Source organism: Pedobacter metabolipauper (assembly GCF_004362715.1).
In the GTDB taxonomy this organism is placed as follows: domain Bacteria; phylum Bacteroidota; class Bacteroidia; order Sphingobacteriales; family Sphingobacteriaceae; genus Pedobacter; species Pedobacter metabolipauper.
In genome coordinates, this window is sequence record NZ_SNYC01000003.1 from 249,601 (window position 1) to 264,377 (window position 14,777).

Genomic DNA, 14,777 nt, shown 5'->3' on the forward strand with positions numbered 1-14,777 from the left:
GATATTTAAATTGAGATCATTTATTTTCATTGTAATTGATCTTTTACCAAGGCTAAGCATAGGTTGATTTTGAATCATTTATAAAGACGGAGATATTTAAATTGAGATCATTTATTTTCATTGTAATTGATCTTTTTGTCCGGGCTATGCAGAGAATGATTTGAATCAATTAAAAAAGAAAAAAAAATTTAAATTGAGATCATTTATTTTCATTGTAATTGATCTTTTTGTCCGGGCTATGCAGAGAATGATTTTGAATCATTTATAAAGGCAGAGATATTTAAATTGAGATCATTTATTTTCATTGTAATTTGATCTTTTATCAGGGCCAAACAAAGAATGATCCTGGTTATTATACCTGAATAACTTTTCCTGGTGTAATGGCATAAAAGCGGTCGCCTTCTTCTGGCTTTAGCATCTTTAATCCTGTAAATACACTAAAGGCTGGTAATACTGAACAATGCTCGCCGAAATAGAAGCAGGGAAACTTTAATTGCTGCTTTGCCTTTCCATAGATCGCCACACCTGGGTGTATATGGCCGGATATGTTGTAATACTCATCAAACACGGTGGGCTTATCATGTATAAACCGGAATGGTTTACACAACAGTTCTTTTTGGTGTACCTCAATGTTTAAGTCCGCATAGTCTGAATTTTTAAGCGCATCATGATTGCCCTTAATCAGGATTACGCTTAATTCAGGAAAGTTTTTTCTCCATACTGAAAAGGCGAGTGCATCACTGTTGATCTTGTTGTGAAACATGTCCCCGGTAACCAATAGTATTTTGGGTTTAAATTCTTCCAGAAGGGAACTGAGCCGCTGCAGGTCTGTCGTGCCGACAGTATCCGGCACCTGGATGCCCGATTTTCTAAAATGTGCTGATTTGCCAATGTGAAGGTCGCTGATGATCAGCATGTGTTCCCTTTCCCAGTAGATGGCCCTCTCTTTACTCAATACTAAACTTTCCCCGCTGCAATTAACGATCATTCTTCTTCCTGGTATTATTCTTTCTGGTATTTATTCTTTTTGGTATTTATTCTTTTTGACGTTTCTTTTTTCTGCTTCAGCAGTCATTCTTTCAATTCTCTGGCTCAGTTCTTCTGAGCTTAAGGTATCCCTTAAACTATCTACCTTGATCGGAAAACAAAGCGGGGTATAACTTTGTGCTTTGACAATGATCACCTTACTGGCTTGAATCCGGTGCAGGGCAGCTGCTAACCTGGGCTCTTCTATCTGCTGGTAAAATGCTTCATCATATGCCTGGCGCAATAATAAGTTATGTTTGTCATAATCACTAAAAACGTTGAAAAATAATGCTGCTGACGATTGCAGGTGTTTATTGGCGATATACTTTCCTGGATAGCCTTGAAATACCAATCCAGAGATACAGGCTATGTCCCTGAATTTGCGTCGTGCCATTTCTGTGGCATTAATGCTCGCTACAATATCTTCCGACAGGTTTTTAGGGGTAAACAGGTCTTTAATATTTTCCTCGTCCAGTGGTATTTCCTGTTCACTGAGCAGCTCAAATCCATAATCATTCATGGCTATTGAAAAGCTGATCGGCTTGATGCGGCCTAGCCGGTAGGCAATTAATGAGGCCATAATTTCGTGCACCTGACGTCCTTCAAATGGATAGGCAAAGAAATGATATCCATCCCGGGTATGGATCAGTTCTATTAAAAATTCATCACTTTTGGGTACATGCGATACCTTGGCCTGGCGCTCAAATAAAGGAAATATGATATCCAGCTCTTCATCGTCATGCGCTTTGTCCAGCGTCTCATTGTATTTCTTTCTCAGGATGCTGCCCAGGTTTGCTGTTAATGAGATACGGCCACCCATCCAACTCGGACTGATTGCTTGTTTGAGCTTACTTTTTCTTACCAGTGCCATCATATCTTTGATCATGATAAATTCCAGAACCCTGCCTGCAAGCGTAAAGCTATTGCCCGGCTTAATGCGGGCAATGAATGATTCTTCTACCATCCCCACAAATCCGCCACTGATGTATTTTACCTTAATCATTGCATCACTTACAATGGTTCCGATATGCAGGCGGTGACGCATCGCGATCTGCCGGCTCTCTACCTTCCATAGTCCGTCCACTTTTGTTACTTTACTAAACTCGTTATAGGCGGTTAGACTGTCGCCACCTGTAGTTATAAACTGCATGATCCAGTTCCATTCCTGCGGTAAGAGTTCTCTGAATGCATGGGTTTGTTTTACCTCAAAAAAGATCTTTTCATCATCAAACCCATCGCCTACGGCTAAAGTAACCAGGTATTGGATGAGGGTGTCGAATGCCATGACCACCGGTTCGCGGCTTTCTATATCCTGTGTTCTTGCGGCTTCTTTTATCGCTGCTGCCTCAACAAGTTCCAGTGCATGGGTAGGGAGGAAGTAGATCTTTGAAGTTTCGTAAGGGGAGTGACCGCTTCGGCCTGCACGCTGTAAAAATCGTGCAACGCCTTTTGGTGATCCAATTTGGACCACGGTATCTACCGGCTTAAAATCTACACCCAGATCCAATGATGAGGTGCTTACCACTGCTTTAAGGGCCCCGGTATGTATGGAATCTTCAATCCAGTTTCTCAGTTCAAAATCTATGGATCCGTGGTGGATGGCGAGCAGACCCGCCAGGTTCCCATCTTTAGCCAGCAGGGTCTGGTACCACATTTCTGCCTGGCCGCGGGTATTGGTAAATATCAGCGTCGTTTTACTTTTACGGATAATGGGTAATAGCTTGTCGGCTAATTTAAAACCTAAATGGCCTGCCCATGGCAGCATGTCGATATGATCTGGTAATATAGATTTAATGACGATCTTCTTTTCGATATCGGATCTTATGATTGTTTTTAACAGATCTTCATAGGGCACCAGTACATCCATGGCTTGCTCCATATTGCCAATTGTTGCAGAAATGCCCCAGATCCTTAACAGGCGTTCCGGATTCTTTTCATTTATAAGCCCTTTGATCCGAGATATGGCCAGTTCAGTCATTACGCCACGCTTACTGCCCAGCAGTTCATGCCATTCGTCTGCAACGATACATTGCAGTTGTTCAAAATAATTAAAGGTGCTTTTTTGTGCGAGTAAAAGGTGAATGCTTTCGGGTGTAATGATCAGTACTTCCGGCATTTGCTTTTTTTGCTTTAACTTTTCATTTTGTGTAGTGTCGCCATTGCGTACGCCTACGTGCCAGTCTAATTCCAATTGTGCACAGACTTCTGTCATGGCTCGGGCAAGATCTTTGGCCAGAGAACGCAGCGGGGTGATCCAGATCAGTTTTAAACCTTCCGGTTTCTTCTTTTTTGAGCCTGTTGTTTTCTTTGCTGGTTTTATCTTTTCAAGGTCTGCCCTGGTATTCAGTTCGTCGATTATTACGGCCAAAAAGATGGAAAATGTCTTGCCAAAGCCTGTTGGGGCATTTACCAAGCCGGAATATCCTTCTGCATAGTACTGCCAGGCATCGGTTTGAAATTTAAAAGGTTTCTTGCGGCTAAGCTTAAGCCATTTAATAACCTGTTTATATCCCTTGCTTGTTTCTATTCCCATATTCAGCGTATTCCTATCCGGTTGTTAAAGCGTATCCCTGTAAGGTTATTAAAAAGTAGATTGCAGCAATTGTCTCAAGTCGTCAAGCGTATTGATCTCATCGGCTTTTTTATCTTTCCTCCATCTTGCAATCCGTGGAAACCTGAGTGCCAAACCTGCTTTATGTCTTTTGCTTTCTGCAATCCCTTCAAATGCAATTTCAAAAACCAATTCTGGTTTTACGGTACGTACCGGTCCGAATTTCTCTACGGCATTCTTTTTTACAAATGCGTCTACTTCTTTAATTTCTTTATCTGTAAGTCCGGAATAAGCCTTGGCTATGGTAATCAGCTTTTCGCCATCCCGTACGGCAAAAGTATAATCTGTAAAGAAATTGGCTCTTCTGCCGCTCCCTTTTTGCGCATAGATCATTACCGTATCTACCGTATAGGGATTAATCTTCCATTTCCACCAGTCGCCGCGCTTCCTGCCGGAATGGTACAGGGAGTCTAGCTTTTTTAACATAATGCCTTCACTGTTGATCTCTCTTGCACCCTGGCGGATCTCTGCCAGTTGTTCCCAGTCGTTGAATTGAATGACTGGCGACAGGAGCACTACCTCATTGTTTTTAAGGCCTTCAATCACTTTTACCAGCAATGACCTTCGTAAGTTAAGCGGATCTTCTCTGAGATCACGTCCTCCGTGTTCCAGCAAATCATAGGTATAAAAGCCTATTGGTGCATCATTTAATTGTGATTTGTTGATGGTTTTACGGTTTAGCCGCTGCTGTAAAATGCTAAATGCCTGTACTTTTCCATCTTTTATGGATAAGATCTCTCCGTCCAGTACGGTACCATCCTCTAGTTCATTTAACAGGAAATGCAGTTCAGGGAATTGATCGGTTACCAGCTCTTCGCCGCGTGACCAGATGAAGAGTTCGCCATTTCGCTTTACGATCTGTCCGCGGATGCCATCCCATTTCCACTCTGCCTGCCATGCGGTAGCAGGCCCTAAACTTCCGGGTTCTGCTTCAAGTGCATAGGCCAGGCAAAAGGGGTATGGCCATGAATTGTCTGTATTTACATGGGCTCCGGCTATCAGGTCCAGATAACTGATCTCCGATGGCTGCCATTTACCCATAATGCTGTGCATGATCTTGCTGCTTTCGGTATCGCTTTGTTTGGCCAGGGCGTTAACCAGCATTTTATTGGAAACACCAATCCTGAAATTTCCCGAAATAAGTTTGTTGAATACAAAGCGTTCCTGAGTTTCCAGGCTATTCCAGGCATTTAGGATAAACTCTTTTTTAGCGTCGTCATCCTTTCCGTTAAGCAAAGCAAGGTCAATGATCCATTCATGCAGTTTGCGGTTGCTCAGATGCTCTGCAGGAGGTAATACAAGTGCAATGGTTTCACTGAGGTCGCCTACACTGTGGTAGCTCTCAGCGAAAAGCCAGTCGGGGATGCCGCTTAGTTCGATAGCCCAGTGTTTGATTAGCGCAGTGGCCACCGGGCGCCTGGGTTTTTTACCGGTAAACATCGCAATGACATAGGGTTTGTCCAGATCATCTGCTTCATTAAAATAATCGACAAGGGCAGCGATCTTATCATTCGTCTTATTGCTCATTTCCAATTGCTGGATCAATTCTGTAAAGCGCCTCAAGTGGTTTCCTCCTTATCGGTTATGTGACCCGGTACAACATTCCCTATACCATCTTGTACAACTTCTGCTTTTTCTTCTTCCTCTTCGTTTCCGTATTGTGTTTTTACCTCTTCCGAATCGATACCTATACTGTTCAGATACTTAGAAAATGTAGCGGTATAGCCATGTGTTACAAATACTTTTTCTGCTTCTGTGGCCTTGATGGCTGATAGCAAGCCGGGCCAATCGGCGTGATCGCTCAATGCAAAGCCGGCATCTGCACTTCTCCATCTCCTGCTGGCCCTTACCTGCATCCATCCGGAACATACGCCGGTAGCTGCCTGGGTTAGGTTTTTGATCCATCGTCCTTCTGCAAGGGCAGGGGGTACGATTACAATTCCTTTTTGTAATTGTTCCTTTTTCGTTTCTGGTGTAATGCGGATGGTTTCAGGAATTTTGACTCCGGCCCGGATAAAGCCTTCGTTGAGGTTCGCGATAGAATTGTGGACATAAATGTCACTATATCCATCAAGGCCATTGATGAGCCTTTGTGCTTTTCCAAGGCTATATGCTACCAGTACGCTGGTTTTATTTTTATCATGATTGTCAGCGATCCAGTCTTTAATCTGCGAGAAGATCTTTTCCTGGGGTGCCCATTTATAAATGGGCAGGCCAAATGTACTTTCCGATACAAAGGTATGGCATTTTACAGGCTCAAATTCTGTGCTGATGCCATCGTATTCTACCTTATAATCACCAGAAACTACACAAACTTCCCCTTTGTATTCGAGCCTGACCTGTGCAGAACCAATGACATGCCCTGCGGGAAAAAGGCTGATCTGTACCCCGTTGATGGTAAGTGTTTTGCGATAAGGCAGGGTTTGGATGTTCAGATCTGCTCCAAGCCGCTGATCCAAGATGGGCTTGGTAAGGTCATGGCACAGATAGGCTTTGTTGCCCCATTTCACATGATCTGCATGGCCATGGGTAGTTACTGCTAAATTAACAGGCTGCCAGGGATCAATATAAAAATCACCCTGTTTACAATAAATTCCTTTGCTGGTAAATTTGATCAGTGCCATGGATGATTAACACCATCCACGCACATAAAGTTTTGCGGAGACTATCTTCGCATCAAATCTTTTAACCGAAGTAATCTCGACTCGTTTTTATTGAGATCATTGGTTACATCGTTCAGCAGGTCTTTTAAAAATTTATCGTTTGATATTTCTACCAGGGATGTAAAGATGCTGATGATCTTTGTTTTTTCTGCTTCAAAAAGTTTCTTTAAGCCTTTGGTAAAGGCCAGGCGGGTGTTGTTCTTTAAGGTATTACGAAGTTCAACATCATATTTGATCGCAATGTTGCCTGTTGTTAGAATGTATACAATGTCTGCAACTCCGATGGGCATTGAACTGAGTACATAAGATTCATAGGTTACCTTGTTCCTGGTTGATGAGGTAAAGAAATCTTCTATTTCATTGTAAGTAGTCAGTACTGTTATTGTTCTCTCCAATTCCCCTAAAAGTTCATTGTAATACGCTTCGTAATCCATAATTATATTTTGTAATTGCAAAGGTACGCTTAATAAAGCCTGTATTTGTTATTAATGATTTTAATACTTCGGTATTGGTTAAATCTTTTCTATTTTTACCCGGACACGATGTTGATATGCTTTTTACCATTAGATTTATAGGGATACTTTTTTTTGTTATTGCAGGTTTTCAAGTTTCTCTGGCACAGGGTAAATTTATAATAAATGGCGTGGTTACGGATTCGGCAACCGGAGAAACCTTAATTGGTGCAAGCATTAAACTGACCGGTAAATCAACAAGCGGCTCTGTCAGCAATTCATATGGCTTTTACTCGTTGAGCACCGATCCTGGTAGTTATGAACTTTCTGTTAGCTTTGTTGGCTACAAGACAGTTAAGCAACCCATTGATGTTAATAAAGATGTCCGGATCAATTTTGTTCTGGAAGAAGATAACCGCCTTAATGAGGTTGTCATTTCTGCTGTAAAGCGAAATGAGAATGTAAGCAGTCCGCAGATGGGCCTTCAAAAGGTAAATGTCAGAGAAATTAACAATATTCCTGTGCTGCTTGGGGAGCGCGATGTGCTTAAGACGCTGCAGCTGCTTCCGGGAATAAAATCTGCCGGTGAAGGAAACAGCGGGTTTTATGTGCGTGGCGGCTCAACCGATCAGAACCTGATCCTGCTGGATGAAGCCCCGGTTTATAACGCGTCGCATCTACTTGGCTTCTTCTCTACCTTTAATTCTGATGCAATAAAAGACTTAAGTGTTTATAAAGGGGGGATGCCTGCTCAGTATGGCGGCAGACTGGCTTCTGTGCTTGATATTAAGATGAACGATGGTAACCGTAAGGGCTTTACTGCCGAAGGGGGCATTGGCCTGATCTCATCCAGGCTAAAAGTTGAAGGCCCAATTGTTAAAGATAAAGGTTCTTTTATGATCAGCGCCAGAAGAACCTATCTGGATGCATTTTTAAAGCTTTCCTCCGATAGCTCCATCAATAGCAATACGCTGTTCTTTTACGATGTAAATGCCAAGGCCAATTATCAGATCGATGATAAAAATACCCTGTTCCTTTCGGGTTATTTTGGAAGGGATAAACTGGGGATCTCTGATTCATTTGGCTTTAACTGGGGAAATGCAACGGTTACCATGCGCTGGAACCATTTATACAGTAACCGCTTATTCTCAAATACCTCACTGATTTACAGCAATTATAATTATGTGATCCAGAACCTGATGGAAGAGAATAACTTCGAAGTGAACTCCGCTATTAAAGATTTTAACATCAAACAGGATTTTGAATACAGCATCAGCAATTCTCATAATTTAAAGTTCGGCATCAATGCCATTCATCACACCATTGATCCCGGCAATCTTACCTCAACAGCGGCATCAAGTGTTAATGAAACTGATTATGAGAACAGAAATGGTTTGGAGCTTGCTGCTTATATATCTGATGAGTGGACAGTTAATGAGAAGATGAATGTTGTTTACGGACTCCGGCTAAGCAGTTTTTCTTTACTTGGCCCCGGAAATTTTAAAACTTATGATGCCGATGGGAATACGATCAATACCACTCCGTATGGTTCTGGCCGGTTTGTAAAGAACTATTTTAACCCTGAGCCACGTATCTCTGTCAGTTATCAGTTAACGGGTTCCAGTTCTATAAAGACTGCTTATACGCGGAATGTTCAAAACATTCACCTGATGTCCAATTCGACGTCTACATCACCAACTGATCTTTATATTATGAACAGCAATAATGTAAAGCCTGAAATTGCTGATCAGTTTGCTGCGGGATATTTTAGAAATTTTAACGACGATAATTACGAGTTTTCTGCTGAGCTTTATTACAAATGGATGCAGAACCAAATTGAATACAGAAGCGGAACTGACCTTCGCGGAAATGGGAACGTTGAGGCTGACCTGCTGTATGGTGATGGCCGTGCGTATGGCATCGAACTTTTTATTAAAAAAAGATTTGGCAAGTTTAATGGCTGGGTTGGTTATACGCTGTCCCGTACTGAACGTAATTTTGATGCAATTAGCGAAGGACAATGGTTTTATGCAAAGCAAGACCGGACGCATGATCTTTCTGTTGTAGGAATCTATAAAGCCAGTGCACGGTGGACCTTCTCTTCTGTTTTTGTTTACAATACAGGAAATGCGGTTACCTATCCGAGTGGAAAATACCAGATCAACGGACGTACCGCTTTTTATTATTCTGAAAAGAATGGCTACCGTACGCCGGAGTACCACCGGTTGGATGTATCTGCAACACTTGAAGGAAAGCCCAATAAGAAATTCTATTCCAGCTGGTCTTTTGGGATCTATAATTTATACAACCGCCAAAACGCATTTTCCATAGATTTTAAGGATGATCCTGATGATGCTTCCAAAACCCAGGTTGTTCGTACTACCTTGTTTGGGATCATTCCTTCTGTAACCTGGAACTTTAAATTTTAACCCATGAAATTAACCCATCGCTTATTTATAATGGCCGGCATACTCATGCTGATGTTTACCGGGTGTGAAAAGGTAATTGACCTCGAACTGGACAATGCGAAACCCCTGGTAGTGATTGATGCGGGGGTAAGTGACCAGGTAGAAAACCAGATTGTAAGGGTATCGAGAACGTATAGCTTTACCGAACCTAATAAATTTAATGGGGTAGAAGGAGCAAAGGTTGTTCTAACAGGTGCTGGCAGTAATCCAATTACCTATACTGAGATATCTCCCGGAGTTTACAGAAGCACACGGTTTCGCGGCAGGCCTGGAATAAACTACACACTAAATGTTACGGTGGATGATGTAACGTATACCGCAAGTTCGATAATGCCGGCTAAAGTTGTCCTGGATTCTTTAAGCTTTAGAGATTTTTCTTTTTTTGGTGAAACAAATACCTATGTAGCTGCTAATTTTATTGATCCAAAAGGCATTCAGAATCAATACCGGTACATTATGAAATTAAAGGATAAACTGGAAGAGGATGAGGTGAGTGACGACCGGTTTAACGATGGAAATAACGTAAGTAACGTAATTTTCTTCGAACTTGGAGACCTCGTTGCCGGCGATGTTGTTGAGGTTGAATTTCAATGTATTGACAGAAATGTATATACCTATTTTTACAGCCTTAACCGGAATTCTGGCGGTGGCGGGCCTCCTGTTGCCCCATCAAACCCGCCCTCAAATTTCAACAATGGTGCCCTGGGTATTTTTAGTGCATATACGTCAAATAAGAGAATGGCTGTAATTCAATAGCTTTATTTAGAAGCAGACTACGGACCATTTTCGCTGCCATTCTGAGCCTGGTGCCAGTTCTATGATGCCTTCCTTGTTTTTAAGGTCCTGATTGTGATCGATGCCATCTGCAATTCCGCACCAGGGCTCTAAACATACAAAATCTGCATCTTTCGCTGCCCAGATGCCAAAGAAAGGAAACTGCTCAAACTGAAAGGTAAGCCCATGATTGTTCTTTGTGTTCTTTATAGAGATAAGATTGCTTTTTAAGTTTTTAAATACCAGCGCGTCCTCATAAAATAATTCATGTTTTAACGGTAAGGTTTTGTTGGTTAATTTTATAGTCATGGTTTCATTGTCGATCAGGTCGCCTTCAATCTTATGATAAACCAATTCATCATCTGTATTAAACTCCAGAAAGTAATCTGAATATTTAAGCTGTTCTGTGGCTGGAAGGGCAAATGCCGGATGTCCGCCAATGGAAAATAACAACCCATTGGTGTCATCTGGATTGGATACGGCATAGGTGCAGGTTAATGTGTTATCTTTTAACGCATAACTGATTTTCAGGCTGAATTTAAATGGATAGATCTTTAGGGTTTCCGGAGTATGTCTAAAGGTAAAGCTGGCTTCAGTTGTGCTTACCTGCGTCACCTGAAACTCATGATCCCTTGCAAAACCATGCCTGCTTAACTGGTACTTCTGATCTTCAAAATAATAGGTGTTATTTTTTAATCCCCCTACAATGGGGAATAATACCGGGCTATGTTTAGCCCAAAAATCAGGATTACCATCCCATAGGTATTCTTTGTCATTCTGCTTGCTTTTTATACTTTGCAATTCTGCACCTTTTGATGCAAAAGATACTTTTAGATATTCATTTTCAAGGTTAATCATAGATGTGTGTTAAATTGCTAATGTAAATAAAATCAGATAAACGATTTAAATATCTTTTGCATAATTGTATTTTATTGTATAAGTTTATTATCTGTAAAATTTAGATAAAACACCTCTATTATTTATATTTCCGGGAACATTAATTTACTTGTGCTGTATTTATCTGATGGATCTTGAACAAAGACTTACTGCTGTAAATGGCTGGTTATTAAAGAAGCCAAAAGTTGCCGGCATTGTTGTTTTTTTGTTCTTTGTGCTGCTGATCGGTTTTATCAGCTATCAGCGGTACCGGATCCTAAAAGAGAATGCCCATAAAGAAATGAACAGTGTGTTAAATGTGATTGAGCAAAATATTGAACAATCGCTTAAAAACAGCTATACTGCGGCACTTACCCTTGCTTTAACCATTAACTACGATGGCGTTCCTGAAAATTTCAATGAAGTTGGCGCACAGCTGATTGATTCGAACTCAAACTTCCAGGCGGTACAGCTGGTACCAGACGGGATCATTAAATATGTTTATCCGGTTGCTGGGAACGAAAAGGCCATAAACTACAATATTTTTAATGGATTTAAAGATAATGTTGTCCGGGCAAGGGAAGCCATTAAGTCGAGAAAAATGTACTTTCTTGGGCCTGATAAATTGCAGCAAGGCGGGATTGGCCTGGTTGGCAGGCTGCCGGTTTACCGAAAAAATAAATTCTGGGGATTTTCTGCTGTTGTAATTAAGCTGGATACTTTTCTAAAAAGTGCGGGCATTTATAATGCAAAGGATAACAATTACTTTTTTCAGTTTTCTAAGTTTAATGTGCTTACCCAAAAGGAAGAATTCTTTTTACCTGGAAATACTGATTTTTCTGGTTATATGTACGAAACTGCTACTTTTCCGGACGGAAACTGGAGGCTTTACCTGGTTGCTGCAAACAGGTACGATACCTGGTACCAGATCATTTCTCCTGCATTATTTGGGCTGCTTCTGGCAGTACTCTGCAGCTTGCTCCTGGTTCAGCTGTTAAGAAAAACATTGAAACTACAAATGCGTGTTCATGACCAGGCTTCTGAACTACTGATCACTGAAAATAAATTTAAGACTATCTTTAATGAGGCCGCCATAGGTATTGCATTGGTACGATCTGACAATGGCCATTTTTTACAGGTCAATAAAAGGCTGGTTGATAGATTAGGCTATAGTGAAGAGGAGCTTTATGAGTTAAGTTTTCAATCGATCACCTATCCGGAGAGCATTTATGCCGAACTCGATGGTCTGAAAGATCTGAGGTCTGGTTTGATTAATGAACTGAAAATTCAGACGCGATATATCCACAAGGACGGAAGCATTAAATGGGCTAATGTAGTAGAAACACCCCTGATAACGGGAGTGGGTAAGGCTGAAAGCCATATTCTGATCGTAGAAGATATTACGGAGCGTAAAGCATCTCAAAAGGATCTTAGTGATTCTTTTAATTTGTTAAACGAACAAAATAAGCGCCTGATGAATTTCTCTTATATCGTTTCGCACAATCTAAGATCCCATTCCAGTAACATTCAGGCCATCACCAATTTGATCGACATTTCGGAATCCGAAACAGAAAGGCTTGAAATGATCAAGCTTTTAAAGGTAGTGTCTGACTCCCTGAACGAGACCATGATCAATTTAAACCAGGTAGTTAATATTCAAACGAATGTTAATATCGTTAGTGAACCATTAAATTTGAGGAAATACATTAATATTGCGGTATCTATCCTGAATGATCAGGTTGTGCTAACGGATGCAGATATACGGAATCATGTTCCTGATCATGTCATTGTTAATTATAATCCAGCTTATCTCGAAAGCGTTCTTCTTAATTTTATTTATAATGCGATACGTTACGCCCATCCGGATCGTTTTCCGATTATTGAACTGAGTACTTTTATAGAGAATGACCAGATTGTACTTCAAATTTCAGACAATGGAATTGGAATTGACCTGGACAGGTATGGAAATGAATTATTTGGCATGTATAAGACCTTTACAAGTAACCCGGACTCAAAGGGAGTAGGGTTATTCATCTCAAAAAATCAGATCGATGCGATGGGCGGCAGTGTCACTGTAAAGAGTACATTAAACATAGGTACCATGTTTAACATCTATTTTAAGTAAAACTGCTTCAGTTCTATGGATTCTTTTTAGCGGCCTCTGCTTCAGCTTTTGCTTTTTTCTTAAAGAAGCCCCTCAACAGGAAGTTACTTTGTAAAGCCTCTAAGTTTTCATCCAGCTTTTGGCTGCTTGTCTCCATGTTCTTCATGATCATTTTTACCTGTTCTGCTGTTTTTTGATCATTCAGCAATACACCTACCGCATTATCAGTCTGATTAAGCTTTGAAGATGCCTTATTCAGGTTTTCTGTAAGCATGGCTGCTGATCCTGCTGTCTTTTTTAATTCATCAACAGAAGCCTGCAATTTAGCAAATACAGCAGTATCGGTAAGAAGCTTGTCTGTAAGTCCGCCTTTCGTATTCAAGGTTTTTGAAAAAACATCCAGCTCTGCTGCCATCTTATTAGCAGATGCGGTAGTACTTTTCAGGTTACTTACAATTGCTTTAAAGTCGTTCGCTATTTTTTCATCTGCCAGTAAAGCACCTGCAGTGCCTTTTCCTTCAACCAATCCACGGGCTAATAATTTAAAGTCTGCGGTTACATCAACCAGGTTTTTATTGTTTACCTGGAAAGTTTTCATGATATCATCTGTAGACAGGGTGGTGTTTACCTGCAGCTGGTCGCCATCTTCAACAAATGGAAACTTTGGGGTTCCGCCGGTGATCACAATGATCTTGTTTCCGATTAACCCGTCAGAGCTGATACTTGCTGCTGCGTTCTTATGGATGTATTTATGGGCTTCTTCTTCTATGTTCAGGAACACCTGTACTTGTGAAGTTCCATAAAACTGGATCTTTTTAATGGTACCGATCTTTACCCCTGAGAACCAAACGTTGTTACCTGTTTTTAATCCCTGGATATCGTTGAATACTACGCTCACAGAAAAGCTTTTTACAAAGGCTTTTTTCTGACTTCCTAAGGTGAAGACGCCGATAACGAATATCGCTAAACCAAGGAGAATAAATGCGCCAACTGTTATTTTACGGCGATTGTCTGATGCCTGCATAATTTCTATTGAATAAAATTGTAATCGTAAAATGGTTTTACCCGTTTATCACTGGTATTAAATACTTCTTCAAACGTACCCTGGCGTTCAAATTTGCCATCCAGTAACATGGCTACACGGTTTCCTACTGCTTTGGCGCAGGTTAGATCGTGGGTAATGATAATGGAACTGGTATGAAAACGGTCCTGTACTTCATTGATCAGGCTATTGATCTCCAAACAAGTGATTGGATCCAGACCGGCTGTTGGTTCATCATAAAGCATGATCTCTGGCCGGAGAATTAATGTACGTGCTATTCCAATTCTTTTTCTTTGTCCGCCAGATAATTCTGAAGGCATTTGATTGATGGTCTGAAGCAGGCCTACTGCATCCAGCATTTCTTCTACGGCACTGTTTACTTCTCCTTTGGTCAGGTTTCTCTGATTCCTTACCAATGGAAACTCCAGATTTTCACGAATCGTCATACTGTCGTACAAGGCACTATTTTGAAAGGAGAACCCTACTTTTAAACGGAGGTCCAGCAGGTCTTTATAAGTGATCTGGTCAACGATCTGATCAAGTACTTTAACCTCGCCCTGATCTGGCGTAAGCAAGCCAACTACAATCTTAATAAGAACTGATTTTCCTGTTCCTGATTTTCCAAGCACAACCAGGTTTTCTCTTTTATAAAGATCAAGGTCTACACCCTTGAGCACGTGGTAGTTTCCGAAAGATTTAAATAATCCTTTAATTTCTATGACTTTTTCAGCTGTTGCTGTTGGTTTCTTTTGTTCCATAAC

The 14,777-nt window shown here is 41.0% G+C and carries 11 protein-coding genes; 3 read left to right on the forward strand and 8 right to left on the reverse strand.

What is annotated here, in order from left to right:
- Nucleotides 1-352 precede the first annotated feature (352 nt).
- Genes pdeM through ATK78_RS01180 form a run of 5 tightly spaced genes read right to left on the reverse strand, consistent with a single transcriptional unit; the run spans nt 353 to nt 6,734 of the window.
- On the reverse strand, nt 353-988 hold the full coding sequence (gene pdeM / locus ATK78_RS01160; RefSeq protein WP_133574230.1) for a ligase-associated DNA damage response endonuclease PdeM: 636 nt from the start codon (nt 986-988) through the stop codon (nt 353-355).
- Between the two features lie 30 nt (nt 989-1,018).
- A complete protein-coding gene (locus ATK78_RS01165) occupies nt 1,019-3,559 on the reverse strand; it encodes a ligase-associated DNA damage response DEXH box helicase (RefSeq protein WP_133574231.1) in 2,541 nt (846 codons plus the stop codon).
- Between the two features lie 48 nt (nt 3,560-3,607).
- Complete coding sequence (locus ATK78_RS01170; protein ID WP_133574232.1) at nt 3,608-5,200, reverse strand: ATP-dependent DNA ligase; 1,593 nt, start codon at nt 5,198-5,200, stop codon at nt 3,608-3,610.
- Nucleotides 5,197-6,261, reverse strand: a complete 1,065-nt coding sequence (locus ATK78_RS01175; protein ID WP_133574233.1) for a ligase-associated DNA damage response exonuclease — start codon at nt 6,259-6,261, stop codon at nt 5,197-5,199. Before ATK78_RS01175 ends, ATK78_RS01170 begins: the two co-directional genes overlap by 4 nt.
- 41 nt (nt 6,262-6,302) lie before the next feature.
- The gene (locus ATK78_RS01180; RefSeq protein WP_133574234.1) at nt 6,303-6,734 is read right to left on the reverse strand and encodes a hypothetical protein; all 432 of its coding nucleotides are present in this window, start codon (nt 6,732-6,734) and stop codon (nt 6,303-6,305) included.
- Nucleotides 6,735-6,850: 116 nt separating this feature from the next.
- Between ATK78_RS01180 and ATK78_RS01185 the strand changes: the two genes are divergently transcribed.
- Nucleotides 6,851-9,181, forward strand: coding sequence for a TonB-dependent receptor (locus ATK78_RS01185; protein ID WP_133575239.1), 2,331 nt, complete (start codon nt 6,851-6,853; stop codon nt 9,179-9,181).
- 3 nt (nt 9,182-9,184) lie between these two features.
- A complete protein-coding gene (locus ATK78_RS01190; protein ID WP_243732400.1) occupies nt 9,185-9,976 on the forward strand; it encodes a DUF4249 domain-containing protein in 792 nt (263 codons plus the stop codon).
- A gap of 6 nt (nt 9,977-9,982) precedes the next feature.
- Here the strand turns inward: ATK78_RS01190 and ATK78_RS01195 are convergent, their stop codons facing one another.
- A complete protein-coding gene (locus tag ATK78_RS01195) occupies nt 9,983-10,852 on the reverse strand; it encodes an aldose 1-epimerase family protein (protein WP_133574235.1) in 870 nt (289 codons plus the stop codon).
- A 166-nt stretch (nt 10,853-11,018) separates the two neighbouring features.
- Here ATK78_RS01195 and ATK78_RS01200 point away from each other — a divergent pair, with 166 nt between their 5' ends.
- Nucleotides 11,019-12,995 (forward strand): sensor histidine kinase, encoded by a 1,977-nt coding sequence (locus tag ATK78_RS01200; RefSeq protein ID WP_133574236.1) that lies wholly within the window; start codon nt 11,019-11,021, stop codon nt 12,993-12,995.
- Nucleotides 12,996-13,008: 13 nt separating this feature from the next.
- Here ATK78_RS01200 and ATK78_RS01205 read toward each other — a convergent pair whose 3' ends face one another.
- Together ATK78_RS01205 and ATK78_RS01210 are read right to left on the reverse strand one after the other, a co-directional pair.
- Nucleotides 13,009-13,998: an MlaD family protein gene (locus tag ATK78_RS01205; protein ID WP_133574237.1), complete on the reverse strand. Its 990-nt coding sequence runs from the start codon at nt 13,996-13,998 to the stop codon at nt 13,009-13,011.
- A 5-nt stretch (nt 13,999-14,003) separates the two neighbouring features.
- Nucleotides 14,004-14,774, reverse strand: coding sequence for an ABC transporter ATP-binding protein (locus ATK78_RS01210; protein WP_133574238.1), 771 nt, complete (start codon nt 14,772-14,774; stop codon nt 14,004-14,006).
- Between the last annotated feature and the right edge of the window lie 3 nt (nt 14,775-14,777).

What these genes read in the sequence shown, in the direction of transcription:
- pdeM (WP_133574230.1), bottom strand. Translation starts at nt 988, where the DNA reads ATGATCGTTAATTGCAGCGGGGAAAGTTTAGTATTGAGTAAAGAGAGG.
- ATK78_RS01180 (WP_133574234.1), bottom strand. Translation starts at nt 6,734, where the DNA reads ATGGATTACGAAGCGTATTACAATGAACTTTTAGGGGAATTGGAGAGA.
- ATK78_RS01175 (WP_133574233.1), bottom strand. Translation starts at nt 6,261, where the DNA reads ATGGCACTGATCAAATTTACCAGCAAAGGAATTTATTGTAAACAGGGT.
- ATK78_RS01185 (WP_133575239.1), top strand. Translation starts at nt 6,851, where the DNA reads ATGCTTTTTACCATTAGATTTATAGGGATACTTTTTTTTGTTATTGCA.
- ATK78_RS01210 (WP_133574238.1), bottom strand. Translation starts at nt 14,774, where the DNA reads ATGGAACAAAAGAAACCAACAGCAACAGCTGAAAAAGTCATAGAAATT.
- ATK78_RS01205 (WP_133574237.1), bottom strand. Translation starts at nt 13,998, where the DNA reads ATGCAGGCATCAGACAATCGCCGTAAAATAACAGTTGGCGCATTTATT.
- ATK78_RS01195 (WP_133574235.1), bottom strand. Translation starts at nt 10,852, where the DNA reads ATGATTAACCTTGAAAATGAATATCTAAAAGTATCTTTTGCATCAAAA.
- ATK78_RS01200 (WP_133574236.1), top strand. Translation starts at nt 11,019, where the DNA reads ATGGATCTTGAACAAAGACTTACTGCTGTAAATGGCTGGTTATTAAAG.
- ATK78_RS01190 (WP_243732400.1), top strand. Translation starts at nt 9,185, where the DNA reads ATGAAATTAACCCATCGCTTATTTATAATGGCCGGCATACTCATGCTG.
- ATK78_RS01165 (WP_133574231.1), bottom strand. Translation starts at nt 3,559, where the DNA reads ATGGGAATAGAAACAAGCAAGGGATATAAACAGGTTATTAAATGGCTT.